Here is a 21,894-nt window from a genome sequence, read left to right on the forward strand (position 1 = left end):
GCGCCGGGTGCTCCCCGCAGCGAAATAAAGGAGGAGGGCGAAGCCCGGGGGACATTCGCGGAGGGGAGTACCCGGTGACCTGTGCACTCATCCCGAAGCAGCCCGAACCAATAGGAGGAAGCAACCCATGAACGAAGACTTCCACCTGTACCTCGACAGCGCCGACCTGGCCGAGATAGAGACCTGCCTGCCCCACCCGGTGGTGCACGGCGTGACGACCAACCCGACGCTGCTCAAGCGCGCGGGCGTCGGCCGCGCTGCCGTGCCCGGACTGCTCGCGCGTTGCATCGAGCTGGGCGCGCGCCAGGTGCAGGCGCAGGTCTGTTCCGAACACGTCGACGGCATGCTCGAAGACGCGCAAGCCTTGTTGCGCCACTTCGACCGCGGCCAACTCGTCATCAAGATCCCCGCCACGCGGCAGGGCCTGGACGCCGGCGCGCGGCTCATCGCGCAGGGAGTGCCCGTCACCTGGACCGCCGTGTACGCGCCCGAGCAAGCCCACTTCGCGGCGCAGCTGGGCGCGGCCTATGCGGCGCCGTACCTCGGCCGGCTGGAAGACGCGGGCATCGACGGCCTGGCGCTGATCGCGCAGATGCAGTCGCTGGTCGCGCGGCGGCCGGCCTCGGGTACGCGGCTGCTGGTGGCCAGCATCCGGTCGCGCGAGGCGTATCTTTCGCTGCTGGGGCTCGGCGTGGGCGCCATCACCATTCCGCCGCGGCTGTTTGCCGAACTGCTCGACCAGTCCGCGACACTGTCCGCCGAGCGCGGCTTCCTGGCCGATGCGCGCACCTTGCCCTGACCGACGACACCGAATCCCGACCCACACACCATGCGCATTGCACTCACGGGCGAAGCCCTGATCGATTTCACCGCCGGCGAGGCGGGCACCCTGGCATTCCTGGGCCATGAAGGCGGCTCGCCGCTGAACACCGCCGTGGCCTGCGCGCGGCTCGGGCAGCCGACCGGCTTTCTCACGCAGCTGTCGACCGACCTGTTCGGCGAACGGCTGATGGGCTTCCTGCAGAAGAACGGCGTGGACACCAGCTTCATCCTGCGCAGCGGCGCGCCGTCGACGCTGGCCTTCGTCGAACGCACGCCGCAGACCAACCGCTACGCCTTCTACACGCAGGGCAGCGCCGACGCCACCTGGGCGCCCGAGCCGCTGCCGCAGCTGCCGCCGGAGTGCCGCTTCCTGCACTTCGGGTCGATCTCGCTGCTGCAGGACCCGGCCGCCACGCGCATCGCCGACCTCGTCGCCGCGAACCGGGGGCAGCGCGTGGTCGTGTTCGACCCCAACGTGCGGCCCAGCCTGATCACCGACATGGCCGCCTACCGCAAGCGCGTGGCCGGCTGGTTCGGCATGGCCGACCTGGTCAAGCTGAGCGACGAGGACGCGGCGCTGCTCGCGCCCGGCCAGCCGGTGGACGCGCTGGCCGCCGACTGCCTCGCGGCCGGCGCGCGCGCGGTGATCGTCACGCGCGGCGGCGACGGCGCCACGCTCTGGCGCGCGGGTCGCGCGCCGGTCACGGTGGCCGCGCCGCGCGTCGAGGTGGTCGACACCATCGGCGCGGGCGACACCTTCACTGCGGGGCTGTCGGTGTCGCTGCTGGCGCACGGCGTCGAGCGGCCGGAGCAGTTCGGCGAGCTGGGCGACGACGCATGGCGCGAAGTGATGGCCTTCGCCGCCACCGCCGCCGCCCTCAACTGCACCCGCGAGGGTGCCGATCCACCCACGCTGGAGGCGGTTCACGCCGCGCTGGCGAAGGAAGAAAATACGGCTGTTGCTTCCCGGTCCTGAACCGTGCCGCCATGACGACGTCCACACGCAAACGCTCGGTCCCCCGCCAGCGCCAACCCGAGCTGGAACGCGACTTCGCGCGCTCCCCCTCGCTGGGCTACGAGGCGCCCGAAGAAACCGGCCTGGTGCGCTGCCTGGCGCACGGCTTCCCCAGCCCGCTGGTGCGATGGCACTTCCATGAAGACTACGAGCTGCACCTGATCACCGAGACATCGGGCAAGGCCTTCATCGGCGACTGGATCGGGCCGTTCCAGCCCGGGCACCTGGTGCTGTGCGGGCCGCGCCTGCCGCACAACTGGATCTCGCTGGACGTGCCCGAAGGCGGCGCGGCGGGGCGCGACCGGGTGATCCAGTTCCGCCACGAACCCATCGAGAGCGCGGCCGCCGGCATTCCGGAGCTGCGCGAGGTGATGCAGCTGCTGGAGCGTGCCCGCCACGGCATCGAGTTCTTCGGCATGTCGCAGCAGGCGCAGGCGCACTGGGACCGCATCAAGGCCGCGCGCGGCGTGCGGCGCCTGGGCCTGTTCCTCGACTTCATGGCCGATCTCTCCCAATGCACCGACTACCGGCTGCTGTCGAGCGTGCAGATGCAGGGGGCGCAGGGCGCCGACGGCGACGCGCAGGTCGACCAGATCAACGGCATCGTCAACCGCATCACCAACAACATGGCGGACCCGATCTCGATGTCCGACGTGGCGGCCGAACTGGGCATGAGCGAAAGCCGCTTCAGCCGCTTCTTCCGGCGCTCCACCGGCAACAGCTTCACCGACTTCGTCAACCGCGTGCGCATCAACAGCGCCTGCCACCTGCTGATGCAGACCGACCACTACGTGACCGACATCTGCTACCAGGTGGGCTTCAACAACGTGGCCAACTTCAACCGGCGCTTTCTCGAGATCAAGGGCATGACGCCCAGCGAATTCCGCCGCCAGGCCGACACGCGCTTCGGCGGCGGTATCTCTTCCTAAGCTTCCCAAGCACGAAACCAGGGGGTCATCTTGTATCTTGGACTCGACCTCGGCACGTCCGAGCTCAAGGCGCTGCTGCTCGCCGACGATCACCGCATCGTGGGCGTGGCGCGCGCGCCGCTCACGGTCCAGAGGCCGCATCCGCTGTGGTCGGAGCAGGCGCCGGCCCAGTGGTGGCAGGCGCTCGAGCAGGTCATGGCGCAGTTGCGAGAGGCGCACGGCGAAGCGTTGTCGGCGGTGCGCGCCATCGGCCTGTCGGGGCAGATGCACGGCGCCACGCTGCTCGATGCGGCCGGCGAGGTGCTGCGGCCCGCGATCCTGTGGAACGACGGCCGCAGCGGCGCGCAGTGCGAAGACCTCGCGCGCGCCGTGCCGCGGCTCGGCGACATCGCGGGCAACCTCGCGATGCCGGGCTTCACCGCGCCCAAGCTGCTGTGGGTGCGCGAGCATGAGCCCGAACTCTTTGCCCGCGTGGCGCGCGTGCTGCTGCCGAAGGACTGGCTGCGCTTCATGCTCAGCGGCGAGGCGGTCAGCGAGATGTCCGACGCGGCGGGCACGCTGTGGCTCGACGTGGGTGCGCGCGACTGGTCCGACGAACTGCTCGCCGCCACCGGGCTGACGCGCGCGCACATGCCGCGGCTGGTCGAAGGCAGCGAGGTTTCGGCGCTGCTCAAGCCCGAACTCGCGGCGCGCTGGGGCATGCCGGGCGGCGTGAAGATCGCGGGCGGTGCCGGCGACAACGCCGCCAGCGCGGTCGGCATGGGGCTGGTCGAGCCGGGGCAGGGCTTCGTTTCGCTGGGTACTTCAGGCGTGGTGTTCGTGTCGACCGACCGCTTCCTGCCGAACCCGGCGCAGGCGATGCACGCCTTCTGCCATGCGCTGCCGAAGCGCTGGCACCAGATGTCGGTGATGCTCTCCGCCGCGAGCGCGGTGAGCTGGGCCGCGAAGGCTTTCAAGTTTGCTGACGAGGCCGCGCTGCTCGAAGCGGCGGCATCGGTGCCGTCGGCGCAACGCGAGCGCTGCCCGCTGTTCCTGCCCTACCTGTCGGGCGAACGCTCGCCGCACAACAACCCCGATGCCCAGGGCGTGCTCTTCGGGCTCACGCATGCACACGGGCCGGCGGAAATCGCCTACGCCGTGGTCGAGGGCGTAAGCTTCGGCCTGCGCGACGGCCTCGACACCCTGCGGCTGCCCGAGGGCGCGCTGGCCCTGGTCGGTGGCGGCGCGCGCAGCGCCTGGTGGTCGCAGCTGCTGGCCGACATCCTCGAAGTGCCGCTCACGCTTGGCGAAGGCGGTGAAGCCGGCGGTGCGCTGGGCGCGGCGCGACTGGCCTGGCTGGCCGATGGCGGCACGCTGGAGGCGGTGTGCACGCCGCCCGCGGTGCGCCAGCGCTTCGAGCCCCGGACCGCCGACGCCGACGGCCATCGCGCGCGGCATGCGCGCTTTCGCGCGCTGTATCTGTCGCTGCGCCATAGCTTCCAATTGCTGAGCGCAGGCTGACTCTTCGGGCCTGCCGCATCGATCGCGCGCAGCGACTGCGCCAAGGTGCGCCCGCTGGCCGCGCCGCACTGCGACATTGGCCGACAGGACGCGTGCGTCCGGTCGCCCAGACTCCGCCTCGCCTGTCACACAAACAACCCACCGCGAGGCGTTTGCAATGTCGAGTCATCTGTCCCTCTGGAGCCTCACGGCGGCCGTGACGGCCGGCGTGCTGCTTCGCCCCTTCAACTGGCCGGAGGCGGTGTGGGCGGTCATGGGGGGCGTGCTGGCGGTGGCGCTGGGCCTGCTGCCGCTGTCGGACGCGCTCACCGCCGTCGGCAAGGGCACTGACGTCTATCTGTTCCTGATCGGCATGATGCTGCTGTCGGAAACGGCACGCCGCCAAGGCCTGTTCGACTGGGTCGCAAGCCACGCGGTCCGGCAGGCGAAGGGCTCGCGCAGCCGCCTGTTCCTGCTGGTCTATCTGGTCGGCGTGGTGGTCACCGCCTTCCTTTCGAACGACGCCGCCGCGGTGGTGCTCACGCCGGCCGTCTTCGCCGCCGCGCGCCAGGCCCGCGCGCCGGCGTTGCCTTATCTGTTCATCTGCGCCTTCGTCGCCAACGCGGCGAGCTTCGTGCTGCCGATCTCCAACCCGGCCAACCTGGTGCTCTACGGCGAGCACATGCCGGCGCTGTGGCCTTGGCTCCTGCACTTTACGCTGCCCTCGGTGCTGGCCATCGCGAGCACCTTCCTGGTGTTGCGCTTCACCCAGCGGCGCGAGCTGGCGGGCGGCTGCGAGGTACCGTCGCGGATGGCGCCGCTGTCGAGCGGAGGGCGCACCGCGCTGGCCGGCCTGATCGCCACCGCCGTGGTGCTGATGGCCGTATCGGCCATGGACTGGTCGCTCGGCCTGCCGATCTGTGTGATGGGCGTGCTCACCGCTGCCGTGGTGCTGCTGCGTGACCGTTCCAGTCCGCTGCCGCTGCTGCGCGAGGTGTCCTGGACGGTGCTGCCGTTGGTGGCGGGCCTGTTCGTGCTGGTCGAGGCGATCTCCAGGACCGGGCTGACCGAGCGTCTGGCGCAGTGGCTCATGGCGGGCGCGCAGCACGGCGAACGCGCCACGGGGGCCATCGCCGGGACGCTGCTGGCCTTCGGCTCGAACCTGGTCAACAACCTGCCGGCCGGCCTGCTGGCCAGCACCATGGTGCAGCAGGCCCACCCGCCCGCGTCCATCGTCGATGCGCTGCTGATCGGTGTCGATCTCGGCCCCAATCTCTCGATCACCGGCTCGCTCGCCACCATCCTCTGGCTCATCGCGATTCGCCGCGAAGGCGAGGACGTGGGCTTCGTGCGCTTCCTGAAGGTCGGCGTGCTCGTGATGCCGCCGGCCCTGTGCCTGGCGCTGGGCGCACGGCTGTTGACGGCTTGAGTTTTTCAAGGAGACCTCACCATGTCCACCTCGACTCTCGCCGCACCCGGCGCACCATCCGGCGCACCGCCCGGCGTCGGCAACCCCGGCAACGATGGCGATGCCGACCGCAAGCGCGCCACGCGCGCGCTGTGCTCGCTCAACTTCTTCATGGCCGACATGCAGGCCGGTATCGGGCCGTTCCTCGGCGTGTTCCTGCAGCAGCGCGGCTGGCAGACCGGCGCCATCGGCTCGGTGATGACCGCCGGCGGCATCGCCGGGATGCTGATGACGGTGCCGGCAGGCGCCTTCATCGACAGCACCACGCGCAAGCGGCTTGTCGTCGTCGTCACCGGCATCTGCACCGTGCTGGCTTCGTTCCTGATCCTGTGGTCGCAGGCCTGGATCGTCGTCACCACCAGCCAGATCGCCACGGCGATCGCCGGTGCGGCCATCGGTCCGGCAGTCGCCGGCATGACGCTGGGCATCGTGCGCCAGCGCGGCTTCAATGCGCAGAACGGCCGCAACCAGGCCTGGAACCACGCCGGCAACATGATCGGCGCCGGCCTGTCGGGCTGGCTCGGCTACAGGTACGGCATGCCGGCCATCTTCTTCCTCGCGGCGGCCTTCGGCGTGTTCGCGATCGCGTCGGTGCTGGCGATTCCCGGGCGCGTGATCGACCATCGCGCGGCGCGCGGCCTGGAAGACGAGGAGGGCGACAGGAAGGACGGCGAACCCGGGCAGGCCCAGGGCTTTCGCACGCTGCTGCACAACCGGCCGATGCTCATCCTGGCCGCCGCGCTGGCCTGCTTCCACCTCGGCAACGGCGCGATGCTGCCGCTCTACGGCCTGGCCGTGGTCGGTGCCGGGAAGGGCGATCCGGCCGCCTTCACGGCGCTCACCGTGGTGGTCGCGCAGGGCGTGATGATCGTCACCGCGCTGATCGCGATGCGCATGGCGGCCGGGCGCGGCTACTGGCTGGTGATGCTGGTCTCCTTCATTGCGCTGCCGGTGCGCGGCCTGCTGGCCGGCAGCTTCATCGAGTCGTGGGGTGTGTGGCCGGTGCAGGCGCTCGACGGCATCGGCGCCGGGCTGCAGAGCGTGGCGGTGCCGGGGCTGGTGGCCTGCCTGCTCAACGGCACCGGCCGCGTCAACGTCGGCCAGGGCGCGGTGATGACGGTGCAGGGCCTGGGCGCGAGCCTTTCGCCAGCCATCGGCGGCTGGCTGGCCCAGCTCTTCGGCTACCAGCTGGCCTTCTATGTGCTGGGCGGCTTCGCGCTGGTCTCGGTGGCGCTGTGGGTCGGCTTCGGCGCGCTGCTGATGCCGGCCTGTGCGGGCGCGGGCGGCGAGGCGGCTCGCGGTGCCGAACGCAGGAGGGCCGGCGCATGACTTCCTCCATCTACTGGCTCCACGTCGGCGACCTGCACATGGACGAGGCCGACGACTGGGCCGCGCTGCCGCGGCTGCGGCAGATCGTGCAGGAGGCCAACGCACATGCCGCCGATGCCGCCTTCGTCTACCTGCCGGGCGACAACGCCAACCACGCCATCGCAGCGCAGTACGCGGCGATCGTGCAGGCGCTGAGCCCGCTGACGCTGCCCTGGCGGGCGATCCCCGGTGATCACGACTTCGAGGGCGGCAGCCTGGCGACCTACGAGGCTTCCTTCGCGCCGGCGCAGCGGCCGGAGTGCGAAGTCTTCGGCGGTCATCGCTGCATCTTTCTGGATGTGGTGAGCGCGGGCCAGGGCGGCCCCGACTTCCGGCTCAGCGCGCACCACCTGCATCGGGCCACCCGCGAACTCGCGCGGGCGCAGGCCGAAGGGCAGACGCCGCTGGTATTCATGCACACCTTTCCGGGCGACATGGCGGACGGTGGCGAGCAACTGGCGCGCCTGTTCGCCGATGCCCGGGTCGCTTTCGTCGATACCGGCCACACGCACTACAACGAGCTGCTCAACGACGGCTGGGTGGTCTACGGCGCCACGCGCTCCACCGCGCAGATCGAGGAGGACGACGGCCAGCCGGGCTTCTCGCTCGTGTGCGTGCACGACTCGGTGCCGAGCGTGCGGTTCCGCCGCATCGGCCAACCCTGGCCGCACGTGCAGATCGTGAGCCCCTGCGATGTGCGCCTGCTCACCCGCGTGACCGACCCGCGCCAGGTGCCGCGGCCCGGCACGCTGCAGGTCGTGGCACGGCGCATCGGCCACGCCACGGCGCCGATGGAGGTGTCCTTGGACGCGGGCGCACCGTCTCCCATGCAGGACGCGGGCGCCGGCCTCTGGCAGGCCAGCCTGGAGGGTGTCGGTGCCGGCCTGCACCGAGTCGTCGTCGCATGCGGCGAGGCGCGTGACAGCGTCGAGGTGCTGGTCAGGCCGGTGGACGACCTGCCCCGGCGCCACCAGCTGGTCGCGCCGGGCCATGCTTGCCACACCATCGGAGCCTGGGCGCCCGCGGGCATGGACGGCACGCAGCGCGGACCCAACCGCAACGGCGGCGGCTGGTAGGCGGGCGCGCGGCCCCGCGGGCAAAAAAAAAGAGCCGGGCATGCCCGGCTCTTCTTGTTGCTCGACGGATCGAGCGGCTCGGCCGGGAAAGTGTTCCCGGCCTTCGGGCTTACATGCCCATGCCGCCCATGCCGCCCATGCCACCCATGTCGGGCATGCCGCCGCCGGCAGGAGCGTCGTCCTTCGGAGCGTCAGCCACCATGGCTTCGGTCGTCAGCAGCAGCGAGGACACCGAAGCGGCGTTCTGCAGTGCGGTGCGGGTGACCTTCGTCGGGTCCAGGATGCCCAGCTCGAGCATGTCGCCGTACGTGTCGTTGGCGGCATTGAAGCCGTAGTTGCCCTTGCCGGCCAGAACCGCGTTCACCACCACCGAGGCTTCGCCGCCGGCGTTGTTCACGATTTCGCGCAGGGGCGCTTCGATGGCCTTCAGCACCAGCTTGATGCCGGCGTCCTGGTCGGCGTTGTCGCCCTTGACGCGGTCGCCCACGGCTTGCTTGGCACGCAGCAGAGCCACGCCGCCACCAGCAACCACGCCTTCTTCCACTGCGGCGCGGGTAGCGTGCAGGGCGTCTTCGACGCGAGCCTTCTTTTCCTTCATTTCGACTTCGGTGGCGGCGCCGACCTTGATCACGGCAACACCGCCGGCCAGCTTGGCCACGCGCTCTTGCAGCTTTTCACGGTCGTAGTCGCTCGTGGCTTCTTCGATCTGCACGCGCACTTGCTTCACGCGGGCTTCGATGTCGGCAGCAGCGCCGGCGCCGTCGATGATGATGGTGTTTTCCTTGCCCACTTCGATGCGCTTGGCCTGGCCCAGGTCGGCCAGCGTCACCTTTTCGAGCGTCAGGCCCACTTCTTCAGCGATGACCTTGCCGCCCGTCAGGATGGCGATGTCTTCCAGCATGGCCTTGCGGCGGTCGCCGAAGCCAGGAGCCTTGACGGCCACGACCTTCAGGATGCCGCGGATCGTGTTCACGACCAGCGTAGCCAGGGCTTCGCCTTCGACTTCTTCGGCAATGATCAGCAGCGGACGGCCGGCCTTGGCGACTTGTTCCAGCGTGGGGAGCAGGTCACGGATGTTGCTGATCTTCTTGTCGAACAGCAGCACGAAGGGGTTGTCGAGCAGCGCCGATTGCTTCTCGGGGTTGTTGATGAAGTACGGCGACAGGTAGCCGCGGTCGAACTGCATGCCTTCGACGACGTCCAGTTCGCTTTCGAGCGACTTGCCGTCTTCGACGGTGATCACGCCTTCCTTGCCGACCTTGTCCATCGCGTCAGCGATGAGCTTGCCGATGGTTTCGTCGCTGTTGGCCGAGATCGAGCCGACTTGAGCGATTTCCTTCGACGTGGTGGTGGGCTTCGAAGCCTTCTTCAGCTCTTCGACCAAGGCCGTCACGGCCTTGTCGATGCCGCGCTTCAGGTCCATCGGGTTGATGCCTGCGGCCACGTACTTGAAGCCTTCGCGAACGATGGCTTGAGCCAGCACGGTAGCGGTCGTGGTGCCGTCACCAGCGTTGTCGCTGGTCTTGGAGGCCACTTCCTTCACGAGCTGGGCGCCCATGTTCTGCAGCTTGTCCTTGAGTTCGATTTCCTTGGCGACCGACACACCGTCCTTGGTGACGGTGGGGGCGCCGAACGAGCGCTCGAGCACCACGTTGCGGCCCTTGGGGCCCAGGGTGACCTTGACTGCGTTGGCCAGGATGTTCACACCCTCGACCATGCGTGCGCGGGCTTCACCGCCGAAGACTACGTCTTTTGCTGCCATGTTTTATTACTCCGAATGGGATGTTTGAATTACTTCTCGACGACCGCGAACAGGTCGTCTTCCTTCATGACCAGCAGTTCGTCGCCGCCGACCTTGACGGTCTGGCCGCTGTACTTGCCGAACAGGACGCGGTCGCCGACCTTGACGGTCAGTGCGGCCAGCTCGCCCTTGTCGTTGCGCTTGCCCGGGCCCACGGCCAGGACTTCGCCCTGATCGGGCTTCTCGGCGGCTGCGTCGGGGATGACGATGCCGGAGGCGGTCTTGGTTTCGCTGTCAACACGCTTGACGATCACGCGATCGGCCAAAGGACGAAGTTTCATTGCATCTCCTGGATGTATGGATAAGAAACGGGTTTTGTGGTCGGGCGCCGGACCGGAGGCCGGCAGCCCATCGACTGGAAGCGAGGGCTGTTAGCACTCGTCAGCAGCGAGTGCTAATCATAAGGGCAATCGATGACGTTTCAAGGGCAGTGTGCGTGCCAGCTGGTTGGAAGGCATCCGGCGAAAGCGTACAATTGAGAACTATTCGTATTAATAACCGAGCGAAGCCATCGCGGCTGCGCGGAGATTCCACCCATGCCGGCCGGCGAGTTCGCGTTAGTTCAGCACGAGGTGCAAACGCTCTACAGCAATCATCACGGATGGCTGCACGCCTGGCTGCGCAAGAAGCTGGGCTGCTCGCACAACGCCGCCGACCTGGCGCACGACACCTTCGTGCGGCTGCTGAGCAGGAGGGAGCCCGTAGCCGCGGCTGAACCGCGCGCCTACCTGGCCACCATCGCGCACGGGCTGGTCGTCGACTTCCACCGGCGCCGGGCACTGGAGCGTGCCTACCTCGACACCCTCGCCGCGCTGCCCGAACCCCAATTGCCGTCGCTCGAAGCGCGGGCCATCGTGCTCGAGGCGCTGGTGGCCATCGACACCATGCTCGACGGCATGAAGCCGCCGGTGCGGCAGGCCTTCATGCTGTCGCAGCTCGATGGACTCTCCTATGCGGAAATCGCCGCCCGCCTGGGCGTGACGGTGCGCACGGTCAACAACTACATGCTCAAGGCGCTCGAGCATTGCTACATGCTCGCGCCGTGATGATGAAGTCCGGCTTCGAGCTGACGCCCGACGGCATCGGCGCGCCCTCGCGCAGCGAAGCCGAGGTCCGCAAGGAGGCCATCGCCTGGTACGCCCGGCTGTGCTCCGGCGATGCCACCGAGGCCGACCGCGAGAACTGGCGCCGTTGGCATCGCGCCCACCCCGACCACCAGCGCGCCTGGCAGCGCTTCGAGGCCATGCAGGCGACGTTCAAGCGCGTGCCGGCGCACGTGGCGGCCTCCACGCTGCGGGCTGCGCATGCCGACCGGCGCCGGGTGCTGCGCGGCATTGCCGTGCTGGCGGGGGGTGGCTCGCTGGCTTACGCGTCGTGGCAGGTGGCCGGCACCGACGGCGGCTGGCGCGCCTGGCTGGCCGACTACCGCACGGGCACCGGCGAGCAGCGTTCCGTCACGCTGGCCGACGGCTCGCTGCTGAAGCTCAACACCCGCACGTCGGTGGATGTGTCCATCGACGCCACGCACAGGCTCGTCACCTTGCGCGAAGGCGAGATCCTGGCCGAGACGGCAAGGCACCGCGGCCTGCCGGGTGCGGCGCGCATCGACAGCCGCCCCTTCCTGGTCGCGACGCCGCATGGCCGCATCCTCGCGCTGGGTACGCGCTTCACGGTGCGCAGCGACGGCGCGCGCACGGTGGTGAGCGTGCTCGAAGACGCCGTCGAGGTCCGCGCCTCGCACGCGCCCGGCAACGTGGTGCGGCTGGAGGCCGGGCAGCAGGTGGCCTTCACCGGCGACAGCGTCGATGCGCCGCAGCCGGCCGATCCCGCATTGGCCGATTGGGAGCACGGCAGCCTCGTCGTCAACGACTGGCGGCTGGGCGACGTGGTGGCCGAGCTTGCGCGCTACCACCGCGGCCGGCTGGCCTGCGACCCCGCCGTCGCGGACATCCGGGTGTCGGGCGCCTTCCCGGTCATGGATACCGGCAAGGCGCTGGCGGTCATCGTGCGGGCGTTTCCGGTGCGCGTGAGCGGCCTCACGCGCTATTGGGTGTCGCTGGTGCCCGCCTGATTCCGCATGCGGCCATGCGCTGCGGCGCACTTTTTTTTGCCGCCGCCTTTCATCTTTTTCGATTTCGTTCGGCTTACCCATTGAGAGCCATGAATCCGCAATCAATGCCGAAGGAATTCCGAAGAATGCACGCGCACCCCTCATCACCCAACCCCGTCCGCAAGGCGCTGATGTGCCTGTTCGCCGCGACGATGGCCCTGCCGATCGCGGCCGTGGCCGCCGACACCGCCGACGGCGCCCGCGCTCAGAACCAGGCGGCCCGCAGCTACCGCATCGACGCCGGCCCGCTGGCCACGGTGCTCGGGCGCTTTGCCGCGGCGTCGGGCGTGGCGCTGTCCTTCGACCCCGCGAGCACGCGGGCGCTGAACTCCGCCGGCCTGCAAGGCAGCTACACGGTGCGCGCGGGCTTTGCGGCGCTGCTCTCGGGCACCGGGCTGGAGGCGGTGGAAGGCGGCGCGGGTGAATTCACGCTGCGCAAGAGCGCCGCGGCGCCCGAGGCATCGGCGGGCGAGTCAGGCGAGGCCGACGGCACGCTGCCGGCGGTGCGCGTGGTGGCCCGCGCGGCGCCGGCACCCGCCGACGCGGACGACCGCTACCAGCCCACGCCCGACGCCTCCACGTTGCGCACCACCGCGCCGGTGCTGGAGATTCCGCAGGTGGTGAACGTGGTGCCCGCGCAGGTCATCCGCGACCAGCGTCCGCGCAACATCGACGACGCGCTCACCAACGTCAGCGGCATCAACCAGGGCAACACCCTGGCCGGCACGCAGGACACCATCATGAAGCGCGGCTTCGGCGGCAACCGCGACGGCTCGATCATGCACAGCGGCATGCCGCTGGTGCAGGGCCGCGGCATGAACGCGGCGGCCGAGAGCGTCGAAGTGCTCAAGGGCCCGTCGTCGCAGCTCTACGGCCTGATGGACCCGGGCGGCGTGATCAACGTGGTGAGCAAGAAGCCGCAACTGCGGCAGCGCACGAGCCTGTCGCTGCTGGGCTCGGGTTACGCGGGCGGGCGCGACGGCGGTGGCGCCACGCTGGACACCACCGGCCCCATCGGCGAGAACGGGCTGGCCTACCGGCTGATCGTCGACCACGTGGACGAGGACTATTGGCGCAACTTCGGCAAGCACCGCGAGACGCTGGTGGCACCGTCGCTGGCCTGGTACGGCGACGACACCCAGGCCGTGCTCTGGTACGAGTACCGCAGGTACGTCACGCCCTTCGACCGCGGCACCGCGCTCGACCCGCGCACCCAGCGCCCGCTGGCACTGCCCAGGACGCAGCGCCTGGACGAGCCTTTCAACGAGATGCGCGGCGAGACGCACCTGGGCCAGCTCTCTGTCGACCACCAGTTCGGCGGCGGCTGGGCCGGCCACCTGAACCTCAGCTACAACCAGGAAACCTACGACGCCAACCAGCTGCGGGTGAACGGCATCAACACCACGCGCGGCACACTCACGCGCAGCAACGACGCCACCCACGGCGCGCTGAGCACCGACAGCTACGCCACCGCGTATGTCGACGGCACCGTCGAACTGGGCGGCATGCGCCACGACCTGCAGTTCGGCTGGGACGCCGAGTACCGCAGGATCTACCGCGCCGACCTGCTGCGCCAGGCCACCAGGAGCACCTTCAGCTACCTGTTGCCGGTGTACGGCCTCGAGGCGCCGTCGAGCACCGTGTCGGCGAGCGACAGCGACCAGACCGACAGGCTGCACAACCAGTCGCTGTTCTTCCAGGACTCCATTCACCTGAGCGACCGCTGGATCGCGGTGGCCGCGCTGCGCTACCAGGCGTGGTCGCAGCTCGCGGGGCGCGGGCGGCCCTTCAAGGTCAACACCGACACCTACGGCTCCAAGCTGCTGCCGCGCCTGGGGCTGATCTACAAGTGGACCGATACCGTGTCGTTCTACGGCAGCTACACCCAGTCGCTCAAGCCGGCGTCGACCATCGCGCCGCTGTCGAGCGGCTACGTGCTCGATGCTTCGGTGAAGCCCGAGGAAGCCAAGTCGTGGGAGCTCGGCGCCAAGTTCGACATGCCCGGCGGCGTGACCGGCACCGTGGCGCTGTTCGACATCCACAAGCGCAACGTGCTGGTCTCGCAGTTCAACGACGTGACCAAGCTCACCGACTGGCGCACCTCGGGCGCGGCCCGTTCCCGCGGCCTCGAAGTGGACGTTGCGGGCCAGCTGAGCAAGAACTGGAGCGCGATCGCGAGCTACGCCTACATTGACGCCAAGACCACGGAAGACCCGCTGTACGCCGGCAACCGGCTCTGGAACGTGGCGCGGCAGACCGCGTCGCTGTCGGCCGTGTACGACTTCGGCCAGGTGTTCGGCGGCGAAGGAAGGCTGCGCATGGGCGCCGGCGCGCACTACGTCGGCAAGCGCGCGGGCGACTCGGCCAACAGCTTCGTGCTGCCGGGCTACACCACGGTCGATGCCTTCGCCACCTACGACACGCGCCTGTATGGCAAGAAGGTCAAGTTCCAGTTGAACGTGAAGAACCTGTTCGACAAGACCTACTACCCGTCGGCAGCGAACACCTATTTCATCTCGATGGGCGATGCGCGCCAAGTCTCGTTCCTCACGACCTTCGAGTTCTAGATGAAGCCGCTCATTCACATCACCCGCGCGGCCGTCGTTCTTCTGATGGCGTGCGGCCTCTCGACGGCAGGCGCATGGGCCGCAGATTTGCCGGGGCAGGGCCGCAAGGTCGTGCTGCTGGTGCAGCGCGACGGCCCCAGCCTTCCGGCAGACGAGAAGGTCAAGGCGCACCTCGAGTCGCGCGGCTTTGCCGTGACGCTGCAGGACCAGTCTGCCGCGCCCTCGGTGGCGGCCGGCGCGGACCTCGTCGTGATCTCGTCCACCGTCGCCGCCAAGGACGTGAGCGGCGCCTGGCGCCAACTGCCGGTGCCGCTGCTCACCTGGGAGAACGACCTGCTCGACGACCTGGCCATGACCGGCAAGCGGCATGACACGGACTTCGGCGAAGCCGCCAAGGAGCGCTACCTGTGGCTGGTCAATGCGCCGCATCCCATGTCGGCGGGCTTGCCGGCCGGCGTGACGAACGTCTACGCCAGGCAGGCCGGCATGAGCTGGGGCAAGCCGGGCCTGGGCGCCACCACCATCGCCACGCTGTACGGCCAGCCCGAGAAGGCGGCCATCTTCGGCTACGAGAAGGGCGCCACCATGGACTACGAGTCGCTCGCGCCGGCGCGCCGCGTGATGTTCTTCCTCGGCAACGAGACCTTCACCAACCTTTCGCCCGCGGGCCGGATGCTGTTCGACGCGGCCGTCGACTGGACCGCCGGCATCCGCTGAAAACAAAGAATCGATGAAATCCCCCGCGCTGCGCCAGCTCTGGTTCCAGTTGCACTGGCTGATCGGCATCACGGCCGGCACGGTGCTGATCGTCATCGGCCTGAGCGGCGCGGTGCTGTCGTTCCGCGAGGAAATCATCGATGCACTCAACCCGCACGGGCGCCACGTGCCGGCGCAGGCCGTGCCCGTGCTCACGCCGGCGCAGCTGCTCGCGGCGGCACGGCAGGAGTGGCCCGGGCGCCAGGTCGGAACGCTCGCGCTGTTCGCCGAGCCGGGCGCGGCCGCGCGGGTGATCTTCGCGCCGCCGCCGGGTGAGCGGCGCGGTGAAACCGTCTACCTCGACCCCTACGCGGGCACTGCGCTGCCGCCGCTCGCGGGCGCCGGCTTCTTCGAATGGGTCGAGTCGCTGCATCGCTGGCTGCTGCTGCCGCGCGAGCCCGGGCGGGTGGTGGCCGGCGTGCTGGCGATGGGCCTGCTGCTGCTGTCGCTCTCGGGCCTCTATCTGCGATGGCCGCGCCGCCCGCTCGACTGGCGCGCGTGGCTCACTTTCGATCCGGCGCTCAAGGGGCGCTCTTTTCTGTGGGGCCTGCATTCGGTGATGGGCACCTGCGCGCTGCTGATGTACATCGTGTTCACCACCAGCGGGCTGTACTGGGCCTTCGACGCGGTGCGCGACCGTGTCGATGCGATGGCCGGCCATCCCCGCGTGGCCGCGCAGCAGGCGCGCACCGCGCCGCGCATGCGAAACGTGGCGCGCGACGATGCCGCCGCGGTGGATGTCGCGCCCGCCTGGGCTGTCTTCGAGCAGAAGGCGCGCGAGACCGGCGGCTGGAGCGAGGTCATCCTGCGCGTGCCCTTGGGCGCCGCGCCGTCGGTGCTGTTCACCTGGCTCGACACGGCGCCCGCCCACGAACGCGCGCGCAACCGCATGACGGTGCGGCTGCCGGGCGGCGAGGTGACGCAGGACGAGCGCCATGCCGGCAAGACGGCGGGCGGGCGATTCCTGGCGGCGATCTATCCGCTTCACATGGGCACCTACTTCGGCATGCCGGGGCGCATCGCGATGCTGCTGGCGGCGCTGATGCTGCCGGTGTTTTCCATCACCGGCTGGCTGCTGTACCTCGACCGGCGCCGCAAGAAGCGCGCGGTGCGGGCCGAGCGCGCGGCGCTGGAAGCGGCGGTGCGGCCGGCCGGCGGCATGGCGCCTGCGTCGGAACGCGTGCTGGTGGCCTTCGCGAGCCAGTCGGGCACGGCCGAGGGCCTTGCCATGCGCAGCGCCGCCGCGCTCGAGGGCGCGGGGCTGCCGGTGACCGTGGCGTCGCTGGCGCGTCTGGACCCCGAGCAGTTGCGGCACCACCGGCACGTGCTGATCGTCGCCAGCAGCTTCGGCGAAGGCGGCCCGCCCGATGCCGCGCGTCGATTCGCGCAGCGGCTTGCGCAGGTCGGCGGCGAGGCGCTGTCGCACCTGCGCTACGGCCTGCTGGCGCTGGGCGACCGGCACTACGCGCGCTTCTGCGGCTTCGGACACACGCTGGACCATGCGCTGGTCGCGGCCGGTGCGCAGTCGCTGTTTCCGATGGTCGAGGTCGACAACGGCGACGCCGGTGCGCTGGCCGTCTGGCGGCGGCACCTGGGCGCGATGCCCGGGGCGCGGGGTGGCGCGATGCCCGATGCGCTCGGCGCCGTGCCCGAGGAGCAGCCTTTCGGCGCATGGACGCTGTGCGCGCGCCGCCCGCTCAACCCGCGCAGCCTGGGGCATCCGCTTTGCGAGATTGAACTGACGCCTTCGGTGCAGGGCGAACTGCCTTCATGGCGACCGGGCGCACTGGCCGAACTGCGGCCGCGCCATGCGCCGGAAACGGTGGCTGCCCTGCTGCGCTCGGCATCGCTGGACGGCGATGCGCAGGTGCGGTTCGAAGGCCGCACCCTCATGCTGCGCGAGGCCCTGGCATGCAGCGCGATGCCGGCGCCGGAAGCGCTGTCGCAGGTTTCAGACGCCCAGGCGCTGGCCGATGCGCTCGTGCCGCTGGCGCCGCGTCGCTACTCGATTGCCTCGGTGCCGGCAGAAGGGCGCATCCGGCTGCTGGTGCGGCAGGCGCGCCATGAGTCGGGCCTGGGGCTCGCCTCGGGCTGGCTCACGGTGCATGCGATGCCGTCGGCACAAGTGGAATTGCGCCTGCTGGCCAACCCCGGCTTCGAACCCGTGGCGGACGAGCGGCCTTGCATCTTCATCGGCAACGGTTCGGGCTATGCGGGGTTGCGCGGACACCTGTGCGAGCGCGTGGCGCAGGGGTTTCATCGCAACTGGCTGCTGTTCGGCGAACGCCAGAGCGCGTGCGATGCCTTCTTCATGGACGAACTCACGCGGTGGCGCGAGCAGGGTGCTCTTGCCCGCATCGACCTGGCGTTCTCGCGCGACCAGCCCGAGCGCATCTACGTGCAGGACCGGCTGCGCGACGCAGCGCCCGAACTGCAGCGCTGGATCGGCGACGGCGCCGTGGTCTTCGTGTGCGGCAGCCTGCACGGCATGGCGGCCGGCGTGGATGCCGTGCTCGAGGAAGTGCTGGGGCGCTCCGCGCTGGAAGACCTCATCGCGCAAGGGCGCTATCGGCGGGACGTTTACTTGGCGACGAGAGCGAAGCATCCGTGAAGTGAATCCCTAAAAAGTCCTTAAAGCCGTCCCGTCAGGATCCACGTCGCAGGCAGCGGCGTGTTCTGTTTCGCGGTCCAACCACGCATACGGAACGGCAGCGCTCGCCAGGAGCACTGGATTTTTCAACCGAGGATCTTCATGACCAAGCCAAGCCGCCTTTCGAGCCCGGGCAGGAAGCGCCACGCGCGCGCATCTTTCACATTCTTCGCGATGAGCGCTGCCTGCGCCGCCGGTCTTTCGCCGGCATGGGCGCAGATTCAGATCGCGGAAGACACCGCGGGCGAGGTGGCCTCGCCGCAATGGGGGGTTGGCATCGGCGCGATCATGGAGCGCAAGCCCTATCGCGATTTCAAGGACAAGACCCTGGCCATCCCTTTCGTGGCTTACGAGAACAGCTGGATAAGCGTGGGCCCCCCGGGCATCGAAGTGAAGTTGCCGTCCGCGGGGCCTGTGCTGCTGCGTCTGCGTGCACGCTACGCCAGCGACGGCTACGAGTCCAAGGATTCGCCCTACCTCGCCGGCATGGACAAGCGCAAGGGCAGCATCTGGCTGGGCGGGGCGGCCATCTGGCGCACCGACATCGCAAACCTCTCGGCCGAATTGCTGGCCGATGGTTCGGGCAACAGCAAGGGCACGAGGTTCGCGGTGCAGCTGGACCGGCGCTTTTCCGCGGGTTCCTTCGGCTTCACGCCGCGCGTGGCGCTGCAGCGGGTCGACCGCAGATACGTCGACTATTACTACGGTGTGAAGACTGCCGAGGTCCGCCGCGGCCGCGCCCAATATGCCGGCAAGGCCACCGCCAATGTCGAAGCAGGCCTGCGCGTGGACTATGCGTTGGGGCCGCAGCACCAAGTCTTCCTGGACCTGGGTACGACCCGATTCGGCAGCGGCATCAAGAGCAGTCCCCTGGTCGGTCGCGCGAACCAGGCCGGCGTGCGACTCGGATACGTCTACGGGTTCTGAACGTCGGCGCCCGCCGTTGCGGCAGGGAACACGATCCGGACGGCAAAGCCGCGCCCGTCCAGTCCGTTCCCGGTTTCGATCGTCGCGTGATGCGACTGCGCGATACCGGCCACCAGTGACAGGCCGATGCCGCTTCCGCGCGCCGAGGTGCCGGCGGCCCGATGGAAGCGCTCGAAGATCGCCTGGCGTTCCGGCGGCGGCACGCCCGGGCCGTCGTCGGCCACGTCGAGATACGCCTTTGGCGCTTGCCCCGGGTCGGCGTCCCGCTGGTAGCCGCAGCCGACCCTGACGCGGCCGCCCTTCGAGGTGTAGCGCAGCGCGTTGTCGATCAGGTTGCGCAGCAGGATGCCTATTTCGTCGACGTTGCAGCGGATGGTGCACCTGCCTATTTCGAGGAGCAAGGAGCGCTCGTGCTGCAGCGCATGCGTGTCGAAGTCGCGCGCGACGTGCAGGACGAGATCGCCGAGATCCTCCGGCGTGTGCTGCGGCGCATTGGCACCGGCATTCAGGCGCGCCAGGTCGAGCAACTGCTCCGACAGCCGCGAACTGCTCTGCGCGACGCGAAGAAGCTTGGTCAGTGCCAGGTCCTTGTCTGCCACGGTGTTCGCGCGCAGCGCGATCTGCGCCTGTGCCTGCAGCGCGGCCAGCGGCGTGCGCAGTTCGTGTGCGGCATCGCCGATGAAACGGCGCTCGCCTTCGATCGATTCGGCAAGCTGCAGCAGCAGATGATTGAACGACGCCACCAGCGGATGGAGTTCGCGAGGCAAGGCATCCGGCGACAGCGGCGTGAGGTCGAACTTGCGGCGGCCGCGCATCGCGGCCTCCAGCGCCACCACCTGCTTCAGTGAGGTGTGCACGACCATCCACATGAGGGCGCCCACGACCAGCAGCACGAGCGAAGTGCGCACCAGGCCGGTCAGCGCGTCGTTGCGGATTTCGGCGTCCACCACGCTATGGGGATTGCCGACCTGCACATGGACTCGTCCGTCGGCATCCGAGACCGAATAGACGCGCCAGCGCTGGCCCGCAATTTCCGTCGTGGCCGGACCATCCTCGAAGTCGGGCCGCAGGGGAGTCGCCGGTGCGCCCGGCGAGGGCACCGCAAGTTGCCGGCGGTTGATCCAGACCTGGAAGGCCAGCTTCTCGCTGCGCTCCAGCGCCGGATTGCGCAGCCGAAGGGCGGGCCCCGTCACCGTCAGGTCGGCGTCGGCGGGGATCGTGGTGAGCAGCCGGATGGCGATGGTCTTGAGCTTGTCGTCCCAGGTGCTGGTCTTGTTGTGGGCGAGGTATGCGAACAGCAGCGCAAGCGCCCCGACCCAGCACAGCGCGATGGTCGCAGCGATCATTGCGATCATCTGCGCATGCAGCGACTTGGGCTTCACGGCGAACGTTGGCCGACGACGTAGCCGTGGCCATGGACGGTCCGGATCAGGTCGTCGCCGAGCTTGCGACGCAGCTGGTGGATGAAGACGGCGATGGTGTTGCTCTCGACCACGCTGGCGTTTCCGTAGACCGCGTCCTGCAGCTGGTCGCGGGTGACGACGTGGCCGGGGCGCTCGAGCAGGGCGAGCAGCGTGCGGTACTCGTGCGCGCTCAGCGGCACCTCGACTCCGGCCCTGGTGACCATGCGCCGGCTGCGGTCGACCTCGACGTCGCCCCGCGTGAAGACCGGTATCACACGCCCTCGGCTGCGGCGGATGACCGAACGCAAGCGAGCCCACAGCTCGTCGAACTGGAACGGCTTGACCAGGTAGTCGTCGGCGCCTGCATCGAGGCCATGGATGCGCTCGCTGAGCTGGTCGCGCGCCGTAAGGATCAGCACCGGGGTCGGGTCGTAGCGGGTTCTCATCGACCGCAGCACCGTCAGCCCCGAATCGCCGCCGGGCAGTCCCAGGTCCAGCAGCACGGCGGCATAGGCATGATCGATCAGGGCGACGCGGGCGGCGGAGGCGCAGTCGACGCGGTCGATCGACCAGCCGCCTTGCCGGGCGCCGTCGCACACGGCTTCGCCCAGCATGTCGTCGTCTTCCACGAGAAGCAGGTGCATCGAAGGGACAGGATTTCTTGTGACCAGGTGCGGCTGCCCGAATGATGCCCGGGGATTGTTAGTCGCTTTTTAAGATTCGATGCGCGGCACGGCGTCGCCGCGTCACGGCTGCTACAGCTGGTCGGTCGGCACGAACCAGGAGAACAGCAGCAGCTGCAGCCGCGTCAGCATGCTGGAGTCGGGTTCGCTGTCGAGCACTTCGTTGTCGACGTCACCGGTGCCGACCCATTGCACGTTCTGGCCGTCGGGCTTGAGCGTGACGCGGTAGACGCCTTCGATGTCGTCGAGCTGGTAGGCGAAAAGCAGCGCCTGCGTCAGGTCGAAGCTGCGCACGCGCACGCCGAACTCGGTGTTCAGCCGGGCAGAGCGCGGGTCGAGGTTCATCGAGCCGAGCAGCACCCACTGGCGGTCCACCAGCGCCAGCTTGGCGTGCAGGCGGCCGCGGGCCTTCTTCAGCAGGTCGCGGAACTGGCCGCTGCGCCGCAGCTGCTGGGTGCTGACCTCGTACAGGTTCACGCCCAGCTTGAGCATGTCGACGCGGTAGCGGTTGTAGTTGATGTTGACCAGCGGCTCGTCGCTGTCGGCCAGCGAGTTGGTGATGACGGTGATGTTCACGCCGTGCTCGCGGCCCATGCGGATGCGCTCCATGCCCTCGTCGCCCGGAATGAAGTAGGGCGATATCACCACCACGTTCGACTGCGCCGTGGCCAGCATCTCGTGGAAGCGCTGCGCCAGCGATTCGGTGGGGTGCGCCATGACGCCCAGCGCCTTGTTGGGGCTGTCGGCGGAGGCGTTGGCCTCGGCGCGCATCCATTTCGCTTCGTCGATGTTGGCGAGCTGGGCGCCCAGGGGCGGGTCGCCGAGCAGGTCGGTGAGGGG

Annotated in this window: 18 protein-coding genes; 13 read left to right on the top strand and 5 right to left on the bottom strand. The window is 69.2% G+C overall.

The annotated features are described in order from the left end of the window. Positions 1-127: 127 nt before the first annotated feature. The 7 genes from AC1RVW_RS28390 to AC1RVW_RS28420 all read left to right on the top strand — a co-directional run bounded on the left by AC1RVW_RS28390 (position 128) and on the right by AC1RVW_RS28420 (position 8,157). On the top strand, positions 128-799 hold the full coding sequence (locus AC1RVW_RS28390) for a transaldolase family protein (protein WP_493203962.1): 672 nt from the start codon (positions 128-130) through the stop codon (positions 797-799). Positions 800-829: 30 nt separating this feature from the next. Further along, positions 830-1,798, top strand: a complete 969-nt coding sequence (locus AC1RVW_RS28395) for a carbohydrate kinase family protein (protein WP_493203964.1) — start codon at positions 830-832, stop codon at positions 1,796-1,798. 11 nt (positions 1,799-1,809) lie between these two features. Continuing rightward, positions 1,810-2,766, top strand: coding sequence for an AraC family transcriptional regulator (locus AC1RVW_RS28400; protein WP_081268082.1), 957 nt, complete (start codon positions 1,810-1,812; stop codon positions 2,764-2,766). 30 nt (positions 2,767-2,796) lie between these two features. Further along, the gene (gene xylB / locus AC1RVW_RS28405) at positions 2,797-4,266 is read left to right on the top strand and encodes a xylulokinase (RefSeq protein WP_493203966.1); all 1,470 of its coding nucleotides are present in this window, start codon (positions 2,797-2,799) and stop codon (positions 4,264-4,266) included. Between the two features lie 157 nt (positions 4,267-4,423). Then, positions 4,424-5,674, top strand: a complete 1,251-nt coding sequence (locus tag AC1RVW_RS28410) for an arsenic transporter (protein ID WP_493203968.1) — start codon at positions 4,424-4,426, stop codon at positions 5,672-5,674. 21 nt (positions 5,675-5,695) lie between these two features. Next, positions 5,696-7,042, top strand: coding sequence for an MFS transporter (locus AC1RVW_RS28415; protein ID WP_106935576.1), 1,347 nt, complete (start codon positions 5,696-5,698; stop codon positions 7,040-7,042). Then, positions 7,039-8,157: a metallophosphoesterase family protein gene (locus AC1RVW_RS28420; protein WP_493203970.1), complete on the top strand. Its 1,119-nt coding sequence runs from the start codon at positions 7,039-7,041 to the stop codon at positions 8,155-8,157. Before AC1RVW_RS28415 ends, AC1RVW_RS28420 begins: the two co-directional genes overlap by 4 nt. 109 nt (positions 8,158-8,266) lie before the next feature. Here AC1RVW_RS28420 and groL read toward each other — a convergent pair whose 3' ends face one another. Next, the gene (gene groL / locus AC1RVW_RS28425) at positions 8,267-9,919 is read right to left on the bottom strand and encodes a chaperonin GroEL (RefSeq protein WP_081268077.1); all 1,653 of its coding nucleotides are present in this window, start codon (positions 9,917-9,919) and stop codon (positions 8,267-8,269) included. A 29-nt stretch (positions 9,920-9,948) separates the two neighbouring features. After that, complete coding sequence (locus tag AC1RVW_RS28430; RefSeq protein ID WP_007835162.1) at positions 9,949-10,239, bottom strand: co-chaperone GroES; 291 nt, start codon at positions 10,237-10,239, stop codon at positions 9,949-9,951. Between the two features lie 255 nt (positions 10,240-10,494). Here AC1RVW_RS28430 and AC1RVW_RS28435 point away from each other — a divergent pair, with 255 nt between their 5' ends. The 6 genes from AC1RVW_RS28435 to AC1RVW_RS28460 all read left to right on the top strand — a co-directional run bounded on the left by AC1RVW_RS28435 (position 10,495) and on the right by AC1RVW_RS28460 (position 18,968). Further along, complete coding sequence (locus AC1RVW_RS28435) at positions 10,495-11,004, top strand: sigma-70 family RNA polymerase sigma factor (RefSeq protein WP_493203974.1); 510 nt, start codon at positions 10,495-10,497, stop codon at positions 11,002-11,004. Beyond that, complete coding sequence (locus AC1RVW_RS28440) at positions 11,004-12,029, top strand: FecR domain-containing protein (protein ID WP_493203985.1); 1,026 nt, start codon at positions 11,004-11,006, stop codon at positions 12,027-12,029. The genes AC1RVW_RS28435 and AC1RVW_RS28440 overlap by 1 nt, the downstream gene beginning before the upstream one ends. A 125-nt stretch (positions 12,030-12,154) precedes the next feature. Then, the gene (locus tag AC1RVW_RS28445; protein WP_493203976.1) at positions 12,155-14,635 is read left to right on the top strand and encodes a TonB-dependent siderophore receptor; all 2,481 of its coding nucleotides are present in this window, start codon (positions 12,155-12,157) and stop codon (positions 14,633-14,635) included. Next, positions 14,636-15,352 carry a hypothetical protein gene (locus AC1RVW_RS28450; protein WP_493203978.1) on the top strand — a complete coding sequence of 239 codons (717 nt, stop codon included), beginning with the start codon at positions 14,636-14,638 and terminating at the stop codon, positions 15,350-15,352. A gap of 13 nt (positions 15,353-15,365) precedes the next feature. Beyond that, positions 15,366-18,002 (top strand): PepSY domain-containing protein, encoded by a 2,637-nt coding sequence (locus tag AC1RVW_RS28455; RefSeq protein ID WP_493203980.1) that lies wholly within the window; start codon positions 15,366-15,368, stop codon positions 18,000-18,002. Between the two features lie 213 nt (positions 18,003-18,215). Beyond that, positions 18,216-18,968: a MipA/OmpV family protein gene (locus tag AC1RVW_RS28460; protein WP_234382818.1), complete on the top strand. Its 753-nt coding sequence runs from the start codon at positions 18,216-18,218 to the stop codon at positions 18,966-18,968. Here the strand turns inward: AC1RVW_RS28460 and AC1RVW_RS28465 are convergent. The 3 genes from AC1RVW_RS28465 to AC1RVW_RS28475 all read right to left on the bottom strand — a co-directional run. After that, a complete protein-coding gene (locus tag AC1RVW_RS28465) occupies positions 18,956-20,350 on the bottom strand; it encodes a sensor histidine kinase (protein ID WP_106935569.1) in 1,395 nt (464 codons plus the stop codon). The genes AC1RVW_RS28460 and AC1RVW_RS28465 overlap by 13 nt on opposite strands. Further along, positions 20,347-21,015 carry a response regulator transcription factor gene (locus tag AC1RVW_RS28470; RefSeq protein ID WP_081268070.1) on the bottom strand — a complete coding sequence of 223 codons (669 nt, stop codon included), beginning with the start codon at positions 21,013-21,015 and terminating at the stop codon, positions 20,347-20,349. The genes AC1RVW_RS28465 and AC1RVW_RS28470 overlap by 4 nt, the downstream gene beginning before the upstream one ends. A gap of 111 nt (positions 21,016-21,126) precedes the next feature. Then, positions 21,127-21,894: phospholipase D-like domain-containing protein (locus AC1RVW_RS28475; RefSeq protein WP_493203983.1), on the bottom strand; the 768-nt coding region annotated here is incomplete at its 5' end.

Source organism: Variovorax sp. MPBD4-3 (assembly GCF_058809745.1).

Excerpts from the sequence above, each read along its gene's own strand:
- AC1RVW_RS28450 (WP_493203978.1), top strand. The coding sequence starts at position 14,636 with ATGAAGCCGCTCATTCACATCACCCGCGCGGCCGTCGTTCTTCTGATG.
- AC1RVW_RS28445 (WP_493203976.1), top strand. The coding sequence starts at position 12,155 with ATGCACGCGCACCCCTCATCACCCAACCCCGTCCGCAAGGCGCTGATG.
- AC1RVW_RS28400 (WP_081268082.1), top strand. The coding sequence starts at position 1,810 with ATGACGACGTCCACACGCAAACGCTCGGTCCCCCGCCAGCGCCAACCC.
- groL (WP_081268077.1), bottom strand. The coding sequence starts at position 9,919 with ATGGCAGCAAAAGACGTAGTCTTCGGCGGTGAAGCCCGCGCACGCATG.
- AC1RVW_RS28470 (WP_081268070.1), bottom strand. The coding sequence starts at position 21,015 with ATGCACCTGCTTCTCGTGGAAGACGACGACATGCTGGGCGAAGCCGTG.
- AC1RVW_RS28415 (WP_106935576.1), top strand. The coding sequence starts at position 5,696 with ATGTCCACCTCGACTCTCGCCGCACCCGGCGCACCATCCGGCGCACCG.
- AC1RVW_RS28435 (WP_493203974.1), top strand. The coding sequence starts at position 10,495 with ATGCCGGCCGGCGAGTTCGCGTTAGTTCAGCACGAGGTGCAAACGCTC.
- AC1RVW_RS28395 (WP_493203964.1), top strand. The coding sequence starts at position 830 with ATGCGCATTGCACTCACGGGCGAAGCCCTGATCGATTTCACCGCCGGC.
- AC1RVW_RS28430 (WP_007835162.1), bottom strand. The coding sequence starts at position 10,239 with ATGAAACTTCGTCCTTTGGCCGATCGCGTGATCGTCAAGCGTGTTGAC.
- AC1RVW_RS28455 (WP_493203980.1), top strand. The coding sequence starts at position 15,366 with ATGAAATCCCCCGCGCTGCGCCAGCTCTGGTTCCAGTTGCACTGGCTG.
- AC1RVW_RS28390 (WP_493203962.1), top strand. The coding sequence starts at position 128 with ATGAACGAAGACTTCCACCTGTACCTCGACAGCGCCGACCTGGCCGAG.
- AC1RVW_RS28440 (WP_493203985.1), top strand. The coding sequence starts at position 11,004 with ATGATGAAGTCCGGCTTCGAGCTGACGCCCGACGGCATCGGCGCGCCC.
- AC1RVW_RS28420 (WP_493203970.1), top strand. The coding sequence starts at position 7,039 with ATGACTTCCTCCATCTACTGGCTCCACGTCGGCGACCTGCACATGGAC.
- AC1RVW_RS28410 (WP_493203968.1), top strand. The coding sequence starts at position 4,424 with ATGTCGAGTCATCTGTCCCTCTGGAGCCTCACGGCGGCCGTGACGGCC.
- AC1RVW_RS28460 (WP_234382818.1), top strand. The coding sequence starts at position 18,216 with ATGAGCGCTGCCTGCGCCGCCGGTCTTTCGCCGGCATGGGCGCAGATT.